The 16,438-nt window shown below is 67.3% G+C and carries 17 protein-coding genes and 1 tRNA gene; 8 read left to right on the top strand and 10 right to left on the bottom strand.

The window, feature by feature from the left end:
• Nucleotides 1-204: 204 nt before the first annotated feature.
• Nucleotides 205-1,737: an endonuclease/exonuclease/phosphatase family protein gene (locus tag Amac_RS44485; protein WP_155360490.1), complete on the top strand. Its 1,533-nt coding sequence runs from the start codon at nucleotides 205-207 to the stop codon at nucleotides 1,735-1,737.
• Nucleotides 1,738-2,003: 266 nt separating this feature from the next.
• A complete protein-coding gene (locus Amac_RS44480) occupies nucleotides 2,004-2,657 on the top strand; it encodes a hypothetical protein (RefSeq protein ID WP_174900302.1) in 654 nt (217 codons plus the stop codon).
• Between the two features lie 5 nt (nucleotides 2,658-2,662).
• Here Amac_RS44480 and Amac_RS44475 read toward each other — a convergent pair whose 3' ends face one another.
• From Amac_RS44475 to Amac_RS44445, 7 genes are all read right to left on the bottom strand, one after another.
• On the bottom strand, nucleotides 2,663-2,878 hold the full coding sequence (locus Amac_RS44475; protein ID WP_155360489.1) for an SHOCT domain-containing protein: 216 nt from the start codon (nucleotides 2,876-2,878) through the stop codon (nucleotides 2,663-2,665).
• Entirely contained in the window at nucleotides 2,875-4,368 is a 1,494-nt protein-coding gene (locus Amac_RS44470; protein WP_155360488.1) for a cobyric acid synthase, read from the bottom strand. Before Amac_RS44470 ends, Amac_RS44475 begins: the two co-directional genes overlap by 4 nt.
• The gene (locus Amac_RS44465) at nucleotides 4,365-5,303 is read right to left on the bottom strand and encodes a cobalamin biosynthesis protein (RefSeq protein ID WP_246269094.1); all 939 of its coding nucleotides are present in this window, start codon (nucleotides 5,301-5,303) and stop codon (nucleotides 4,365-4,367) included. The genes Amac_RS44470 and Amac_RS44465 overlap by 4 nt, the downstream gene beginning before the upstream one ends.
• A gap of 161 nt (nucleotides 5,304-5,464) precedes the next feature.
• Nucleotides 5,465-6,274: a phosphotransferase gene (locus tag Amac_RS44460; protein WP_155360486.1), complete on the bottom strand. Its 810-nt coding sequence runs from the start codon at nucleotides 6,272-6,274 to the stop codon at nucleotides 5,465-5,467.
• 96 nt (nucleotides 6,275-6,370) lie between these two features.
• Nucleotides 6,371-7,201, bottom strand: coding sequence for an ABC transporter permease (locus Amac_RS44455; RefSeq protein WP_218041663.1), 831 nt, complete (start codon nucleotides 7,199-7,201; stop codon nucleotides 6,371-6,373).
• 163 nt (nucleotides 7,202-7,364) lie between these two features.
• A complete protein-coding gene (locus Amac_RS44450; protein ID WP_155360485.1) occupies nucleotides 7,365-8,312 on the bottom strand; it encodes an ATP-binding cassette domain-containing protein in 948 nt (315 codons plus the stop codon).
• Nucleotides 8,313-8,433: 121 nt separating this feature from the next.
• A complete protein-coding gene (locus tag Amac_RS44445; RefSeq protein WP_155360484.1) occupies nucleotides 8,434-9,027 on the bottom strand; it encodes a PadR family transcriptional regulator in 594 nt (197 codons plus the stop codon).
• A 222-nt stretch (nucleotides 9,028-9,249) separates the two neighbouring features.
• Between Amac_RS44445 and Amac_RS44440 the strand changes: the two genes are divergently transcribed.
• Entirely contained in the window at nucleotides 9,250-9,957 is a 708-nt protein-coding gene (locus Amac_RS44440; RefSeq protein WP_170322976.1) for a DUF4352 domain-containing protein, read from the top strand.
• A gap of 160 nt (nucleotides 9,958-10,117) precedes the next feature.
• Here the strand turns inward: Amac_RS44440 and Amac_RS44435 are convergent, their stop codons facing one another.
• A complete protein-coding gene (locus tag Amac_RS44435) occupies nucleotides 10,118-11,056 on the bottom strand; it encodes a tyrosine-type recombinase/integrase (RefSeq protein ID WP_170322975.1) in 939 nt (312 codons plus the stop codon).
• Nucleotides 11,057-11,177: 121 nt separating this feature from the next.
• Between Amac_RS44435 and Amac_RS44430 the strand changes: the two genes are divergently transcribed.
• Nucleotides 11,178-11,251, top strand: a tRNA-Arg gene (locus Amac_RS44430).
• A 269-nt stretch (nucleotides 11,252-11,520) separates the two neighbouring features.
• Here Amac_RS44430 and Amac_RS44425 read toward each other — a convergent pair.
• Entirely contained in the window at nucleotides 11,521-11,955 is a 435-nt protein-coding gene (locus Amac_RS44425; protein ID WP_155360481.1) for a hypothetical protein, read from the bottom strand.
• A 342-nt stretch (nucleotides 11,956-12,297) separates the two neighbouring features.
• The gene (locus Amac_RS44420) at nucleotides 12,298-12,771 is read right to left on the bottom strand and encodes a transposase (protein ID WP_155360480.1); all 474 of its coding nucleotides are present in this window, start codon (nucleotides 12,769-12,771) and stop codon (nucleotides 12,298-12,300) included.
• Between the two features lie 130 nt (nucleotides 12,772-12,901).
• On the opposite strand from Amac_RS44420, the gene Amac_RS54120 reads away from it, so the two are divergent.
• From Amac_RS54120 to Amac_RS44405, 4 genes are read left to right on the top strand one after another with little or no spacing between them, the layout of a single operon-like run.
• Nucleotides 12,902-13,423: a hypothetical protein gene (locus Amac_RS54120; RefSeq protein WP_170322974.1), complete on the top strand. Its 522-nt coding sequence runs from the start codon at nucleotides 12,902-12,904 to the stop codon at nucleotides 13,421-13,423.
• On the top strand, nucleotides 13,420-14,100 hold the full coding sequence (locus Amac_RS44415) for a tyrosine-type recombinase/integrase (protein WP_170322973.1): 681 nt from the start codon (nucleotides 13,420-13,422) through the stop codon (nucleotides 14,098-14,100). The genes Amac_RS54120 and Amac_RS44415 overlap by 4 nt, the downstream gene beginning before the upstream one ends.
• Nucleotides 14,100-15,029 carry a tyrosine-type recombinase/integrase gene (locus Amac_RS44410; protein ID WP_155360478.1) on the top strand — a complete coding sequence of 310 codons (930 nt, stop codon included), beginning with the start codon at nucleotides 14,100-14,102 and terminating at the stop codon, nucleotides 15,027-15,029. The genes Amac_RS44415 and Amac_RS44410 overlap by 1 nt, the downstream gene beginning before the upstream one ends.
• Entirely contained in the window at nucleotides 15,026-16,012 is a 987-nt protein-coding gene (locus tag Amac_RS44405) for a tyrosine-type recombinase/integrase (RefSeq protein ID WP_155360477.1), read from the top strand. The genes Amac_RS44410 and Amac_RS44405 overlap by 4 nt, the downstream gene beginning before the upstream one ends.
• Nucleotides 16,013-16,438 lie beyond the last annotated feature (426 nt).

The raw sequence follows: 16,438 nt of genomic DNA, 5'->3' as shown, positions 1-16,438 counted from the left end.
CGAACCAGCACGCCGGGATTCACCAACCGCCGGACTCTGACGGCAAGCCCGTCCATGCATGATCACGGTCTTGCCGAACGATGCCGGCCGCGTCGTCGCGGAGCCCTATGATCACGCGTTCCCAATATGATCACTTTACGGTAATCTTGCGGCCTCTCACGTACTAGATCCTTCTTTCGACCATTTGACGAAGAAGGATATTAAATGACCCGTTTTCTGGCCTTCATCGGGCTGCTGGCCGCTGTGGCCCTGCCCGCCCTCCCGGCCCACGCCGCTGCACCCGACGGCACGCTCTCGCTCCGGACAGCGAGCGTGAAGGCGGGTGACCCGATCGAGCTGTCCTACTCCACGCCGCGTCCCCACGCCAAGAACTGGATCGGCCTCTACACCGACCCGGGCAACGGGCCCGTCGACCAGAAGTACGTCGGTCCCTCGCTGAAGTGGGTGTACATCACCTCCGGCTCGGGTACGGCCACCCTGCCCACCGACGGGCTCGAACCAGGCGACTACATCACCTACGCCCTGGCGAAGGACGGCTACGAGTGGCTGGCGCAGCCCGCGAAGCTGAAGATCGTGAGCAGTGAGCCGCTCCACTTCGTGACGCGTGAATTCACCCTGCGCAACGCCCGCGCCAAGTCCCCGTACACGGCCAGCGTCAAGGGTACGGTCCGTGGCGAGGCGACCTTCCGGAAGGTGAACGGCCCGGCCTGGGTACGGGTCGGCGGGGACGGCTCGGTGACCGGCACGCCGCCGGCGTCGGCGTCGGCGAAGACGGCCACCTTCACGGTGGAGGCGCGCAACGACGCGGGCGAGAGCGACACCGCCACGGTCAGCGTCCCCGTACGGCCTCCGGGCGGGCCGCTGGTGCCCGAGCTCAAGACCATGTCCTGGAACCTGTGGCACGGCGGTAGCCAGGTCAAGGGCGGCCGGGAGAAGCAGCTGAAGTTCCTGCTCGACCGCGACGTCGACGTGGTCGGCATGCAGGAGACGTCGTCCACGTCCGCCAAGGAGCTGGCCGAGGCGCTCGGCTGGGACTACTACCAGGCGGGCGCGGACCTGGGCATCATCAGCCGATACCCGATCGTCTCGCGCGGGCCGCTCCCCTCCGAGTCGGGCCTGGCGGGGATCAACGCGAAGATCAGGCTGGACGACCGGCACGAGGTGGCCATCTGGAACGTGCACCTCGGCTACACCCCGTATGGCCCGTACGACGCGTGCTTCGGACAGTGGAGCGTTGAGCGGCTGATGGCCAGGGAGGCCGAGTCGAAGCGCACGCGCCAGATCCAGGAGATCATGTCGGCCATGTCCGGCGACCTCGCGGCCGCGGATCGCACACCCGTCCTGCTGACCGGCGACTTCAACGCCCCGTCGCACCTGGACTGGACTCCGGCGACCAAGAAATGCGGGTACGACTCCGTGCCCTGGCCCACCTCGGTCGCTCCCGAGCAGGACGGGATGAAGGACTCCTATCGCGTGGCCCACCCCGATCCGGTCGCGGCCCCCGGCATCACCTGGTCGCCGGTCTACCCCACGTTTACCGGCGGGTACGGTCACGACGGCCACACGGGTGAGCCCGAGCCGCAGGATCGCATCGACTTCATCCACTACAAGGGCGATCTCAGGGTGAAGTCATCCGATGCGGTCGTCGAGGGCACCCCGGCACCGATTCCGAACCACAAGGACAACGCCTGGACCTCCGACCACGCCGCCGTGCTGACCACGTTCGCCGTCCGCTGACCGGGCCCCGCAGTCACGGGTGGGTTCGCGCTCACGCGCGGCGATGATCAGATGATGCGCGCCGCCGGGCTGTCCTCGACCACCGAGGACAGCCCGGCGGCCGCTTCTTTCGGTTCCTGAGAATCTGGCGTGGACGCTTACGTACGTCTTACCCCTGTCCTATTTCAATCGGCATTGAATGGAAGGGGTGAGCAATGAATGATCCTGAGTTCAGGCCGGCGGAGGTTCTGGGTTATGAGCCTGTTCGGCGGTCCAAGAATCGGGTCGTGATCGCTGGGGTGGCGGCGGCGTTAACCGTCGTCACGGGGGTTGGGGTGGCCGCGGCCGCCTCGTCGCCCACGCCGAGCGAAAGCGGGTCGCCGGCGCCGAGTGAGAGTGGGACGCCGACGCCTTCGGGGACGCCCAGTCCGGTGGAGCCTTCCGAGAAGCCGGGGAGGATCTGGGGGCCGATGAAGGGCGGGATGTTCGGGGCGATTCATGGCGAGTTCGTGGTGCCCAAGGAGGAGGGCGGTTTCCAGACCGTTTCCACCCAGAACGGGACGGTGACGGCGGTTGATCAGGCGTCGGTCACGGTTCGGAGCGAGGACGGGTTCTCGCGGACCTATACGATCGCGGACACGACGCGGGTCAATGGCGGTCGCGAGGGGATCGACTCGGTTGAGGTCAATGACCAGGTGACCGTGCTCGCGACGGTGGAGGCCGGGAAGGCGACGGCCACGATGGTGATCAACATGACGCGTCCGGAGTGGCCTGGCTGGGTCGGTCCGCGCGGCGGCGGGCTCGAGTGGGGACCCGGCCCGGAGCTCCGCAAGCGGTTCTCCCACGGTGATCAGGAAAAGCTCAAGCGTTTCCCACCCGACTCCGAACCTGCCCCTGATTCCGCGAAACCAGAACCGGTTACCCCCACACCGACAACCTGATGGCTTCAGCCGTTGGAGAGGATGGAGAGGCGGTGGCGGTATTCCGCCTCGTCTATCTCGCCGGCGGCGTAGCGGCGGCGGAGGATTTCTCGCGGGTCGTCGGGGTGGGCGGCAAAGGAATGGCGGGGACGGCGGGAGAGAACGACGACCGTGACCACGCCGGCGACCACGGCGAGAAGGAACAACAAGCCCGCGATGAGAAGAAGGGCGGTTGATGTCATCGTGCGCCTCCTGGGTGGACGAGGGGGAGGTCCCGGGGCGGGCCGTTCTCGATGAGGTCGAGAATCGCGCCGGTATTCACATGCTGCTCGATAAGGTCGCCCAGCGCGTCGAGCCGGGCGGCTCGGAAATCGGCGAAGGAGATGCCGGGGGCGGGGGTGAAAGGGCGGCCCGCCGTCGCGGCCACATCGGTGAGGAACGCCTGGCGGAAGGCGTCGTTTTCCAGAGCGCCGTGCCAGGTCGTGCCCCAGACCGAGCCCGCCCGGCAGCCGTCGAGAAACGGCCGCGACGGAGTGGCCGTGTCCACGGTCACGGTGCCATGGTGAATCTCGTAGGCGGCCACGCGGTGACCGTACGCCGTGCCGACGGGTCTGGCGAGTGTTTTTTCGGCGGCGAAACGGACGGTGGCGGGGAGCAGCCCGAGGCCGTCGATCAGGCCTTTCCTGGATTCGACGGAATCGTGGATCGTGCGGGCGAGCATCTGGTAGCCGCCGCAAATGCCGAGCACCGGCCGTCCGGCGGCGGCCCTTTCCTGTACGGCTTGCGCGATACCCGTCTCCCGTACCCAGCCGAGGTCGGAAACCGTCGCGCGGGAACCGGGGAGGATCACCAAGTCGGCGTCCTCCAGTTCGGCCGCCGACCGGACGAAGCGCACGACGATCCCTGGCTCGCTCGCGAGGGCGTCGATGTCGGTGAAGTTCGAAATTCGTGGCAGCCGGACGACGGCGACGCGGAGCGAATGCGGGCGGTAGGGCTGGGCGGGGCGGTTGTCGAGGGCCAATGAATCCTCGACGTCCAGCCAGAGCCCGTCGAGCCACGGCAGCACGCCGTAGGTTTCCCGGCCGGTCAGCCCGTGCAGCATGTCGAGGCCGGGGGCGAGGAGTTCGGGCGCTCCGCGGAATTTGTTGATCAGGAAACCGGCGATCAGCGCCTGGTCGGCGGCGTCGAGCAACGCGACCGTGCCGTAGAGGGAGGCGAACACTCCGCCGCGATCGATGTCGCCGACCACGATCACCGGCAGGCGGGCGGCCTGGGCCAGCCCCATGTTGGCGATGTCCCCCGCACGCAGGTTGATCTCCGCCGGGCTTCCCGCGCCTTCGCAGATCACCACGTCGTACTCGGCCCGGAGGCGTTCCAGGGACTCCACGGCGACGGCTCGTAGCCGCGCTTTGAACGCGCCGTACTCCATCGCGTCCACGTCCGCGATCGCGCGCCCGAGCACGACGACCTGGCTGCGGCGATCACTCCCCGGCTTGAGGAGAACGGGATTCATGTCCGCCGTCGGCTCGATCCCGCAGGCAGCGGCCTGGGTCGCCTGCGCCCGGCCGATTTCCGCGCCGTCGGCGGTGACGAAGGAGTTGAGCGACATGTTCTGCGCCTTGAACGGCGCCACCCGCACCCCCTGCCGGGCCAGCCACCGGCAGATTCCCGCCGTCACGACGCTTTTTCCGGCATCCGAGGTGGTCCCGGCGACCAGCAGCGCGCCCTTCACCGGGCACCGATCCCGCTAGCTTTCCGGGTGGCCAGTGCCGCTCTGGTGAAGACGGCCAGGGCGGCGGCGGTCCAGGAGACGGCTCTGGCGAGGCGTATTGAGCGGCGGATGTCGGGGACCTCGGGGGGAGATCCTTCGCCGAGTTCGGGGCGGTGTTCCAGGCGGCCGGCGTAGTTGTTGACACCACCGAGGCGTACGCCCAGAGCGCCCGCGAAAGCCGCCTCGCAGCGGCCGGAGTTGGGGCTCGGGTGGCGGTGGCCGTCCCTGGCCAGCACGCTGATCGTGGTACGGGGCGAGCCGCCGACGGCGGGGGCCAGGGCGGCCGTGAGCAGGGCGGTCAGGCGGGCGGGCAGGTAGTTGGCGATGTCGTCGAGCCGCGCCGAGGCCCAGCCGAAACGCTCGTATCGCGGCGAGCGGTGGCCGACCATGGCGTCAAGGGTGTTGATGGCCCGGTATGCCACCAGCCCGGGAACTCCGGCGATCGCCCCCCAGAAGAGCGGCGCGACGACGGCGTCGGAGGTGTTCTCGGCGATGGACTCGACGGTCGCCCTGGCCAGTTCCGGCGAAATCAATTGGGACGGGTCACGTCCGCACAGATGGGGTAATCGTCTCCTTGCGGCGGTGATGTCGTCTCGTTCGAGCGCGCTGGCCATGTGCGCACCCTCACGGGCCAGCGTGGTTCCCCCGAGAACCGCCCAGGTGGCGGCAGCCGTCACCGCCGCACTAACGACCGGCCGCCCGCGGCTCACCCGCTCCGCGACCACGCCGATCCCGGCCACGACGCCGACACACACCCCTGTGAACACGGCTCCCCGGAACCGCGAATCCCGATATATCCGCTTTTCGAGGGCTGCTGCCCTGGCACCGAACACCGCCACCGGATGCCCTCTCCGAGGATCCCCGACAACGGCATCCACCCCGACCCCGACCGCCATCCCCACCGCGACCGCCCCAGACCTGATCACCCGGGCATTCTCCCCCATCCCTCGCAATCAGCCCAGACAGGGGTATAGGAACACCTCCGCACACACCCCCGAAATAGGCGCCCATTGCCTCGTATGTGCGCGCTTCCGCACACGTCCGCTCAATGCAGGAGCTAGACCAGGTGATCGCGCAGGTCGTCCTCATGGGCGTCCAGCCAGGCGCTGGCCCGTCTGATGCGCTGACCTGCGCCGTTGGCCCAGAGCTGGGCCCAGGAGCCGCCATGGGATTCCGCCTTGCGGCGCATGGCCAGATAGGAGCGGTCGAATCGCAGGCGGGCGGTCGGCAGGAGGTTCCGGCGGTCGCGGGGCGTCAAGCCGTACGCGTCGGAGAAGAGGCGGAGGCGGCGGCCGACGTCGAGGCCGCGCTGGCGGGGGTCGCGGTCGAGGGGGTCGGCGATGGGGGCCCAGTGGCGGAGAGTGGTGACGACGTCGAACAGGCGGGTGGTGGGGCGGGCCAGGTCGAAGTCGATCAACGCGTGCGGGCGGCCGTCGCGGAAGATGACGTTCTCGGGAGTGACGTCGCAGTGGCCGATGATCTCGGGGGTTTCGTCGGAGGTGGAACCCTGTTCCCAGATGGCGTTCGCGGGTGGGACAAAGGTGACGACCGCGTCGTGGTAGCGCCGCAGGAGGCGGGCGAGCGTGATGAGGGTTTCGTCGGTGACCGCGTACTCGGGGAGGGGGCGGACGGCGGCGGCGCCGTCGATGTAGGTGAGGATCTCGCGGCCGTACGCGTCGATGCCGAGCACGCGCGGCGCGCCGTCGAACCCCGCGGACTCCAGATGGCGGAGCAGGGCATGGACCGATGGCGTGGACGGCTTGAGCGGACGGCGCACGGTCAGGCCCACACGGACGACACCTTCGGTGACATCGCCACCGGTGAGGGGTGTTTCAGACTCGGCCCGTCGCTTCGTCGAGACGAACATGCCACCTCAGCGTAGTGGCCGGCCTCTTCTTCTGAACGGGATTCGGGAAACATCGGCGAGCGGCGGCGCCATGACCTGGCGCCGCCGCCCTCGGTGTCAGATCGAGCGCTGGTACGAGCCGAAGGCCCGCGTGGCCAGGTAACCGAGCAGCAGAGCGATCACCGCGAGATACCCCAGATGCGCCCAGACCGCACCCCAGTCCGGCGAGCCCGACAGCGCCTCACGAGACGCTACGACCGCCCAGTCGACCGGGTTGAAGCGGGACACGCTCCGGATCCAGTCCGGCGCCGCGCCCTGGGACATCAGCGCCGACGACAGGAACGACAGCGGCAGCGCGAGCATGATCGACAAGCCGATGAGGGCCTCCCTGCTCCGCAGCACCAGCGCGTACGCGTTGGAGATCGAGCAGAACGCCCCCGTCAGCAGGATCGTCGCGGCGAGCGAGACGAGAATCCCCGGCGCGGTGTAGGTCGCGCCCAGCGGCCACCCCACCAGGAAGATGATCGCCGTCTGCACCACGATGGTGATCGAGTTGTACGCGAGCGACGCGATGATCAACGCCCCTCGCTTCAACGGGGTGGTGAGCATTCGATCCATCGTGCCCTGGCCGATCATCTCGATGAACGTCATCCCGCTCCAGCTCGCGCCGAAGAGCACGTTCATCACGATGATCCCGGGAATCAGGAAGTCGATGTAGCTGCTCGCGCCGAAGCCCGGCAGCTCCGCGACCCGTTTGAACAGCTCCCCGAACAGCAGCAGCCAGATCATCGGCTGGACCAGCGAGATCGCGACGAAGAACGGCTGCCGCAACAACGCCCGGACCGATTGCATCGTGAGATACCGCGAATGTGTCGCCAGCGCCCAGCGAGCCGATCCCCCGGCGACGGGGACGGTTTCCGGGCTCATGGTGGAGATTGCCCCGCTCATCGACGTCGCCCTTCGGTTCGCGTAGGTGTGCTCGTGTCTCGGTGAGCCGCGGCGGAGATGGCCGCATGGCGGCGCCTGGATGCCTTCCGCGTAGGACGGACAGGTTTCGCGACCGCTGCGGCGGCGATGTCGTGGACCGGGTTGGTGATGATCCTGATCATGCTCATGCCGCGACCCCTTCCGCGTCGGCGAAGGAGCGGCCCGCGTAGCGGAGGTAGACGTCGTCCAGGGACGGCCGGGCGACCGAAACGGAGGCGACGGGGATACCGGCGGAGTCGAGGGCGGCCAGGACGGCGGGGATTGCGGTGGCGCCGTCGGAGACTCTGGCCCGGAGGGAGCGGCCGGAGCTGGTGACCTCGGTGGCGATCCGGGCCAGCAGCGCGCGTGCCTGGGGGATGGTGGCGGTGTCGGCGAGGTCGATGGTGATGGCGTCGCCGTGGAGTTCGTTCTTGAGGTCGTCGGGGGTGCCGGTGGCGACGACCTTGCCGCGGTCGACGATGGCCAGGCGGGAGGCCAGTTTGTCGGCTTCCTCCAGGTAGTGGGTAGTGAGGAGGATGGTCATGCGCTCCTCGGCGGCGAGGTGGGTGAGCTCGGTCCACATCTCGGCGCGGGCTTCGGGGTCGAGGCCGGTGGTGGGTTCGTCCAGGAAGAGCACGCGAGGATGGTGGATCAAGCCCATGGCGACGTCGAGTTTGCGTTGCATTCCGCCGGAGTAGGTGCGGCTGGGGCGGTTGGCGGCGTCGGTGAGGCCGAAGCGGGTCAGTAGTTGGTCGGTTCGGGTTTTGAGGGCGGCGCGGCGCAAGCCGTACAGGGCGCCTTGGAGGTTGAGGTTTTCGCGGCCGGTGGCGGCGGGGTCCACGCTGGTCTGCTGCGGGACACACCCGATAACCCGCCGCACCTTGTCCGGAAATTTCGTGACATCGAGGCCTGCGACGTGGGCGGTGCCGCTGGTGGCTCTTGAGAGGGTGGTCAGGATTTTGACGGTGGTGGATTTGCCCGCGCCGTTGGGGCCGAGCAGTCCGAAGACCGTGCCCGGTTCGACGTCCAGGCTCAGCCCGTCCAGGGCACGGACCTTGCCGTACTCCTTGACCAGGCCTGCTGCGTTGATCATTTACGTGACCTTTCCGGCCACGCGCGTACGATGTCTCCTGATGCGTTGACGGGTCGCCGCGGGTGGCCTGTTGGCTCCTCGCCCCCGGCGTCGTGCTGCAACACCCGCCGGGGGCCTTATGTCACTGCTTATGGAAGTCGTGCCAGAACGCCAGCCCTTCGATGGTCTCCTCCCGGATCTCCCGCACCAACGACGAGACGAACTCCAGCTCGGTACGGCGAAGCGAGATCCGGTACTCCCATTCGATGTAGAACAGCCTCGGCAGCTTTCTCATGGACGCGTGCCCCCGCAACCCATCGGCCGCCGCCAGTTCCTGCTCAAGCCTGGACACCCGCTCCTCAAGCAGCCGTACCGCCTCGTCCGGCCGCAAACACCCCAGCAGCGACAACGCCGCCTCGAATTGGGTGAACTCCTTCGTGGGCACCGCGACCAGCTCGCTCAGCCAGTCGAGCAGTTCGACACTGCCCGGCTCGGCGATCGCGTACACAGTGCGCTCCGGACGGGATCCGTCCCGCTGGATCTCCTGGGCCACGATCAGGCCCCGGCGCTCCAGCGACTGCACGACCGAGTAGAGCGACCCGTAGTTGAGCTTGATGCTGTCCTCTTTGCGGCGTTCGCGAAGGGTTGTGGCCATCTCGTACGGATGCATCGGCCGCTCGAAGAGCAGGGCGAGCACCGCGAGCGCGAGCGGATTGCTGCGTTGCCGTGACCCCATGGCCGACCTCCTTTACTCGATTCCGAGTATTTTCGAGATACATCGCGAGTGTCAAGAGGGCATCGTCGGAAGTTCGACACCCCATGGCCACCCGAATGGGAACATGTCCGTCATCGAGGAGATACACCGGCATGCCGGTCTTTGTCGTCGAGAGACGGCATGATGTCAGTTGTCAGACAGATCAATAGCCGCCGACGGGCATTCCCATCGCCTGGAGCCACCATGTCGCAGTACCCGCAGGGCCCGCAGGGGTATGGGCCGCCCGGCTACTACTACCCGCCGCCACCACCGCCGCCCCGCAAGAGCAGCACGCCGCTGATCCTGCTGGTCCTCGGGATCTTCATCGTGGTGGTGGCAGTCAGTGCCGGCGTCCTGGTGGCGATCAACCGGTCGACGGTGACGGCGGAACCGACGACGTCGGCGACGCCGCGTACCAGCAAGACGGTGAAAACCGCCGGCACCGGGGACGAGACCGAAGAACCCCAGGAGACGGCGGCTCCGGCGGAGGGGGCGCGGCGGCTGGGCCAGGCCATCGAACTGCACGGCATCGCCGAGGAAACCGTGGTCCAGGTGACCGCGCGGCGCATCATCGCCCCGGCGCGGCCAGCGAATCAGTACATCGTGCCCAAGGAGGGCTCGCAGTACATCGCCGTCGAACTCGTCCTCAAGAACGTGGGCGAGAAGCTCTACAACGACGCGCCCACCAACAGCGGCAAGCTCATCGACGTGGACGGCCAGCAGTACAACGCGGCCTTCGCCGAGGTACGCGACGGCGTTTCTCTCAACGGCATGGTCACAGTGTCTGTCGGCGACAGCCGCAGGGGCGTCCTGGTGTACGAGGTCCCTAAGGGTACGAAACTCGCCAAGTACCAGTTCGTCCTGGACAGCGGTTACGGCAAAGACCAGGGCGAATGGGTGATCAACGGCTGAGAGGTCTCGATCGCGAACGTCAGGAGTTGATCAGGGCGTCTTCATTCGTACGGCGCGTGGCCCGGCCGCGCCGGGCAGGCGGCTCTGATTCGATCGGCACAATGGTCTGGCCGCGCGGAACAAGCTCAGCCAGAGTGGCTCGGCTTGGGTCGAGTAAGCGTTAGATTCGATCGCCAGGCGACAGCCTGGCGTGCTCCGCCAGCGCTTCGGTTCCCGCGGTTTCGGCGTAGTGGCGTGCCATCACCGGCGTCTTCCAGCCCCCGACCCGCATGAGGTTGAGCGGATCCCCGCCCTCCCGCAGATACCCGCTCGCCATCGTGTGCCGGAACCGATGCGGAAACACGCCGGGGATGCCCGCCTCCTCGCCACGCCGGTGCAACATCTGCTGGATCCCGGTGGCGGTCAGCCGCCGATCTCCCCCATGCGCGGTCACCCCCCGCTCCGGCAGCCAGAGCCACGGTGAGGACGCATGCCTCAATCGCGTACGAGCCCGCAAATACCGATCGACCGCCGCCGCCGACTTCCGCCCAAGCGGAGCCAGATAGACATCCCCTCCCCCGAGGATGATCCGCAGCACATGCCGTCCCAGCCAGACATCGTTCGCCTCGGGATCGGACGCGCTGTACCGCAGCCCCGCCAGCGCCGACACGCGCATCCCGTTGTCCATCAAAATCCGCATGATCGCCGTATCCCGCCGATCGATCCACGAATCACCGGCACAAACCGCCAGCAGCCGGGCCTGCTCCTGCTCGGTCAGCGGCCGGACCGGCTTCCGGTCCACCTTCGGCGGTTCCACCTCGGCCAGCGGCGACCCCTCCGCCCGCTCCCCCTCGGCGACCAGCCACCCGAAGAAGACCCGCAGGTTGCGGAAGTGCTTGTGCGCGTTACCCGGCGAGGAAACCTCCAGCGAACGGGCCAGAAACGCACGAATCTCCTCGGGGCTGACCCCCTCCACATCCGCCCGCATCCCCCCGTCGATCAGGAACGCCGACAGCCCGCGTACGCTGTCCAGGTAGCTGCGAATGGTTCCCGGCGACTTGTGCCCTGCCTGCAACGACAGCTCCCACGACGGAAGCAGTTCCAGCAGCGTGGGGGACACGGGCACCTGTCTTCGGGGGCGGACCATCGCTCCTCCAAAAATCCGACGCTGTTCCGGCACAACCCAGCTATGCTAGCTTCGCACAAGACCGCCAAATAAGCTGGTCAACGCAGCAGCGGAAGCGCCCATAGCTCAGCCGGATAGAGCATCGGACTTCTAATCCGACGGTCGGGGGTTCGAATCCCTCTGGGCGCGCACGCACTTCAGCCCCTATAGGTCCACAGAAGTGGGTCATCTGTGTGACCTGGGTTGCCCGTTCAGCGGACAGGCCCTGCTGGGAGCCGCCGGATTCGGGTTCTTGACTCTGCGACTGACCTATCTGATCTTCATCCGGCTCCCTTGTGCACTCGCGCTGCTCGTACGCTCAGACGTCTCCAAGGTGGCCGATCCGCCTTTCGAACCCGGAAGCCGTCCCGTTCCGCTCATTGCCGCCGAGTCGACGCCCGGACGGATGAAACGGCTCATTAATCATCTGCATCCCATGCGCCCAGGAAGAAGAACTCCAAGGGAATTTCCATGTTCGGCCATGGGCCGATTTCCTCGGTAATCGAGAGCAGTTTGTGGATCACCGTCGCGAAGCGTCTCGGGCCCACTCGCAAAAGATTATCAGAATTTTCAAGCAGAATCGCATAAGGCCCCCGCCCTTCATCGGGGATATTCCCGTAGTAATCCTGGAATCCCCACCAGTTACCACCGGTCGGATGCGGCCATCCGAGCCGATCGCCTATGTCGTCTAGCAACTCGGCCACGGAAGCGTCCTCCGTCACCCGGACGGCGGAGACCTGGAACCCCAGACCGTCCAAGAGTTCGCCCAATCGTGACTGGTTTGACTGGTTTACCAGGTAGGGACGCCCTCCGCCCACCTCAGGGGCCGCCGCTAGGACCTCCAGGTAGCTCATGTTCGCAACCTTTAATCAGCATCCGGGGTATCCACCCCTGATCTGGACGAACGCTCCACCGTCGTCATCGTAGTGCTTGGAGAAGTACACCTCTCTGCCCCCGCCGAACACCAGGCGACCGTTATAGTCCTCCCGTGTCTTGCCCGGCTCCACCGGCCACACATCCGATTCCACGTAGTAGAGCGAGTTTCCAGGATTTTTGGGAAGCCCGCCACCGGAGTAGATTCCGTTGATCCCTTTTCCCTTAGCTTCCTGTTCCCGCCCTGTTGGACTCCGGGAGGCGGTTCTTCGAATTCATCCACTTGGGCTCTTAGTGAGTGTTTGAGATGGGTCAGTTGCGGGCTATGCGAGGGTTCGTGCCCGTTGGCATGTGGCGGGTGTTCCGCGGGTGAGGCGGGCCATGCCGTTGATGGCGGCCCAGCGGATCATGGCTTCAGCGGTGGCGGGGTGGCGTTCGTAGTCGCGGGCCAGGCGGCGATGGCCGGTCAGCCAGGCCAGCGAGCGTTCCACCACCCAACGGCGGGCGATCACGGCGAAGCCGACCTGGCCAGGCGCTTTGCGCACGATGTCCAGCGTGGAGGCCAGGACCCGCCGGGCCCACTCCACCAGGGCACCGGCGAAGCCGGCGTCGGCGTAGACGAACCGGACCGGGGTCAGCAGATACAGGGACAGCAGGGTGGTCTTGGCGCCGTCGCGGTCCTGGACCGAGGCAGCCATCACACACACCACCAGCAGCAACGCGAGGGTGTCGGTGACGATGAACCGCTTCCTGCCGTTGATCTTCTTGCCGTTATCCCGGTGCCGGGATAACGGCAATTATCTGGGGTGGTGGGTTATGCCGGGCCGAGTGCGGGTCGGCTGGTCGGCGGGGACGTGACTGGCAGGAACGCCGTCATAACTGCGCGAGTGTGTCGGCTTCTTCGTGAGCGCACCGAAGGAGGCAAACATGATGGATCGATATCCGGCTCGGGTGTCAGGTCCGTTGGCGTCGTACGTGGCAGGGTTTCGGGCGGAGTTGGTCCGGCTGGGATACACGCCGCGGGTCGCGCAGGACAACGCCTACGTGATGGCGCACCTGAGCCGCTGGCTGGAGTCGGAAGGCATGTCTTCCACGGAGCTGACCGGGCAGCAGGTGGAGCGATTCGTGGAGGCACGGCGTGCCGCTGGCTATCAGCGATGGGTGACCGTTCGGGCGTTGAAGCCGCAGCTGGGATATCTGCGGGAGATCGGCGTGATCCCGGAGGTGGACTGCGAGGAGATCGACTGCCCGGTCGAGCACGTGCTGCAGACCTACGGCGTCTACCTGCGTCGCGAGCGTCGGTTGGCCGAGCGGACGGCACGCCAGCGTGTGGACGTCGCCCGCAGGTTCTTGAGGACCTTGGTCGTCGGGGAGGCACTGCGGTTGGAGCGGCTGGAAGCGGCTGCCGTCATCTGCTTCATCATCGAGGAGTCGCGGCGCCGTCGATGAAGGTGACGACCTGCTCGTTGCGGTCGCTGCTGCGCTTCCTGTTCGTCACCGAGGTCGCAGACCGGGATCTGGCGGAGGCGGTGCCGTCGGTCGCCAGCTGGCGGATGAGCGCCCTGCCGAAGGGCGTGGACACCGAAACGGTGACCACACTGCTGGCCGCCTGTGATCAGACCACCAAGGTCGGGTGCCGGGACTTCGCCGTGCTGATGTTGATGGCGCGGCTGGGCCTGCGCGCGCGGGAGGTGGCTGCGCTGCGCCTGGACGACGTCGAATGGCGGGCCGGTGAGCTCGTTATTCATGGGAAGGGCGGCCGTATCGATCGGCTGCCGCTGCCCGCCGATGTGGGTGCCGCGCTTGTCGGCTACCTGCGTAACGGCCGTCGGCCCTCGGCGGTCCGGGAAGTGTTCCTGCGTTCGTGCGGCCCGGACACGCCGATGTCTCGCCAGTCGGTGGTCATGGCCACCCGCGGGGCCTCTGCTCGGGCCGGGATTCCCACGGTCGGTGCGCACCAGCTGCGGCATCGTGCGGCATCTCAGGTCCTGGCCAATGGCGGGAACCTGGCAGAGGTCGCGCAGCTGCTGCGCCACCACGGCGAGGAGACCACAGCGATTTACGCCAAGGTCGACCGGGACGCGCTCGCGGCGGTCGTCCGGCCATGGCCCGGGGCAGGTGAGTGATGAGCACCATGCGGGAGGCAGCCGAGGAGTACCTGGCGATGCGGCGCGGTCTGGGTTACAAGTTGCGGCAGGAGGGCCGGATGCTCCGGCAGTTCGTCGCGTTCGGCGAGGGGCACGGTTTGGAGCACTTGACCATCGAGGCCGCGCTGGAGTGGGCCACTTCGCCCAGTGAAGCCGATCCATCCTGGTGGGCGAAACGGCTGACGGTGGTGCGCGTATTCGCCCGCCACATGGCGACCATGGACACCCGCACCGAGGTCCCGCCAGCGGATCTCCTTCCCCGCGGCCACCAACGGCCGACGACACCGTATCTGTATTCGCCCGAGCAGATCACCGCCCTGGTGGGCGAGGCCGGCGCGTTGACCTCGCCGCTGCGGGCCGCGACCTTCACCGCCTTCATCGGCCTCATGGCGGTGACTGGGCTGCGGACCGGTGAGGCGATGGGGCTGGATCGCGACGAGGTGGACCTCGCCGAGGGCGTCCTGCTCGTTCAGGGCACCAAGTTCGGCAAGTCCCGGTTGGTGCCGCTGCACCCCAGCACCACCGACCAGCTGCGGAGCTACGCGCGGCGACGCGACGAGCTCTGCTCGCGGCCATCGACCCTGGCGTTCTTCCTGTCCGGAGCCGGAACCCGTCTCACCCACACCAACGCCAGCAAGACCTTCAACCGTCTGCTGCGGGCCACCGGCATCTGCACACTGCTGGGCGCGGCCAAGCCGCGCCTCTACGATCTCCGCCATTCCTTCGCGGTCGCCACCCTGGTGACCTGGTACTCCCAGGACGCGGACGTGACCCACCTCCTTCCGGCGCTCTCCACCTACATGGGGCACATCAGCCCGGCGACCACCTACTGGTATCTGCACGCCTGCCCGCAGCTGATCGCGGCCGCCGCGACCCGCCTGGAGGAGGTATGGAAGGAGTCGGCGTGACCGCTCTAGCCCCCGTCTTGCAGGGTTTCTTCACCGAACGCCTGACCCAGCGCAGGGTCAGCCCGCACACCGTCAGCGCCTACCGCGACACCTTCCGCCTGCTGCTGCTCCACGCCCAGCAGCGGCTCGGCCGTCCACCCTCGGCGCTGGATCTCAACGATCTCGATGCCGTCTTCATCGGCGCCTTCCTCGACCACCTTGAACACCAGCGCGGCAACGCCATCACCACCCGCAACGCCCGGCTCGCCGCGATCCACTCCCTGTTCCGCTACGCCGCCCTACGCTGCCCCGAACACGCCCTGCTCATCCAGCGTGTCCTGGCGATCCCGCACAAACGACGCGACTCCACCCAGATGTGCTTCCTGAACCGGCAGGAGAGCGACGCGTTCCTGGCCGCCCCGGACCGCACGACCACCCTGGGCCGACGCGATCACCTGCTACTGCTCGTCGCCATCCAGACCGGCCTGCGCGTCTCCGAGCTGACCTCCCTGACCTGCGCCGACACCGCCCTCGGCACGGGTGCTCACCTGCGCTGCACGGGGAAAGGCCGAAAACAGCGGTGCACCCCACTGACCAAGCCCACCGCCCGGCTGCTGCAGCAGTGGATCACCCACCGGCACGCCGACCCAGCCGATCCGCTGTTTCCCACCCGCACCGGCGGGCACCTGAGCAGAGACGCTGTCGCCGATCTGCTGACCAAGTACCTGCCCGCCGCCACAGCGACATGCCCGACCCTCGGCTCCAAGCACGTCACCCCGCACACACTGCGTCACTCCGCCGCTATGGCGCTCCTCCAAGCCGGCATCGACACCTCCACCATCGCCCTCTGGCTCGGACACGCCAACACCAAGTCCACCGACGTCTACCTCCACGCCGACCTGGCCATGAAGGAACAAGCCCTCGCCCGCACCACCCTCCACGAACCCCGCCCCGGCCGATACAAACCCACCGACGGCCTACTCGCCTTCCTTGAGAACCTGTAGTTATGACGGCGTTCCTGCCAGTCACGTCCCCGCCGACCAGCCGACCCGCACTCGGCCCGGCATAACCCACCACCCCAGATAATTGCCGGCGGCATAGCCGCGGGTGGCGCACGGGATGGTGTCGGCGCCCTTTAGTGGTCGGCTCCGGAAGTCCTTCGTGGGTTGATCATGTAGCTGGCCCGGCGGAGGATACTTCCTGATGATCGTCAAACTGGGCCGAAGCCATGGCCCAGGACGGAACCGGCGAAACCTACCGCGAGCACATCCGCCTTCTCCAGGCCTGCGACCACCAAGTACACGACCAGCGCCACCACGGCCGTCAGCGCGACGCCCCCACCGGCGAAACCCAGAAGACGACGAGATATACCGCCATTGTCCGTGCTTTCCCGGGTCCGGCATAGATTGGCGGGCCGCCCGCGTCCTTGA

Source organism: Acrocarpospora macrocephala (assembly GCF_009687865.1).
In the GTDB taxonomy this organism is placed as follows: domain Bacteria; phylum Actinomycetota; class Actinomycetes; order Streptosporangiales; family Streptosporangiaceae; genus Acrocarpospora; species Acrocarpospora macrocephala.
The sequence above is the reverse complement of the archived record's forward strand: the minus strand, read 5'-3'. Positions and strand labels throughout refer to the sequence as shown.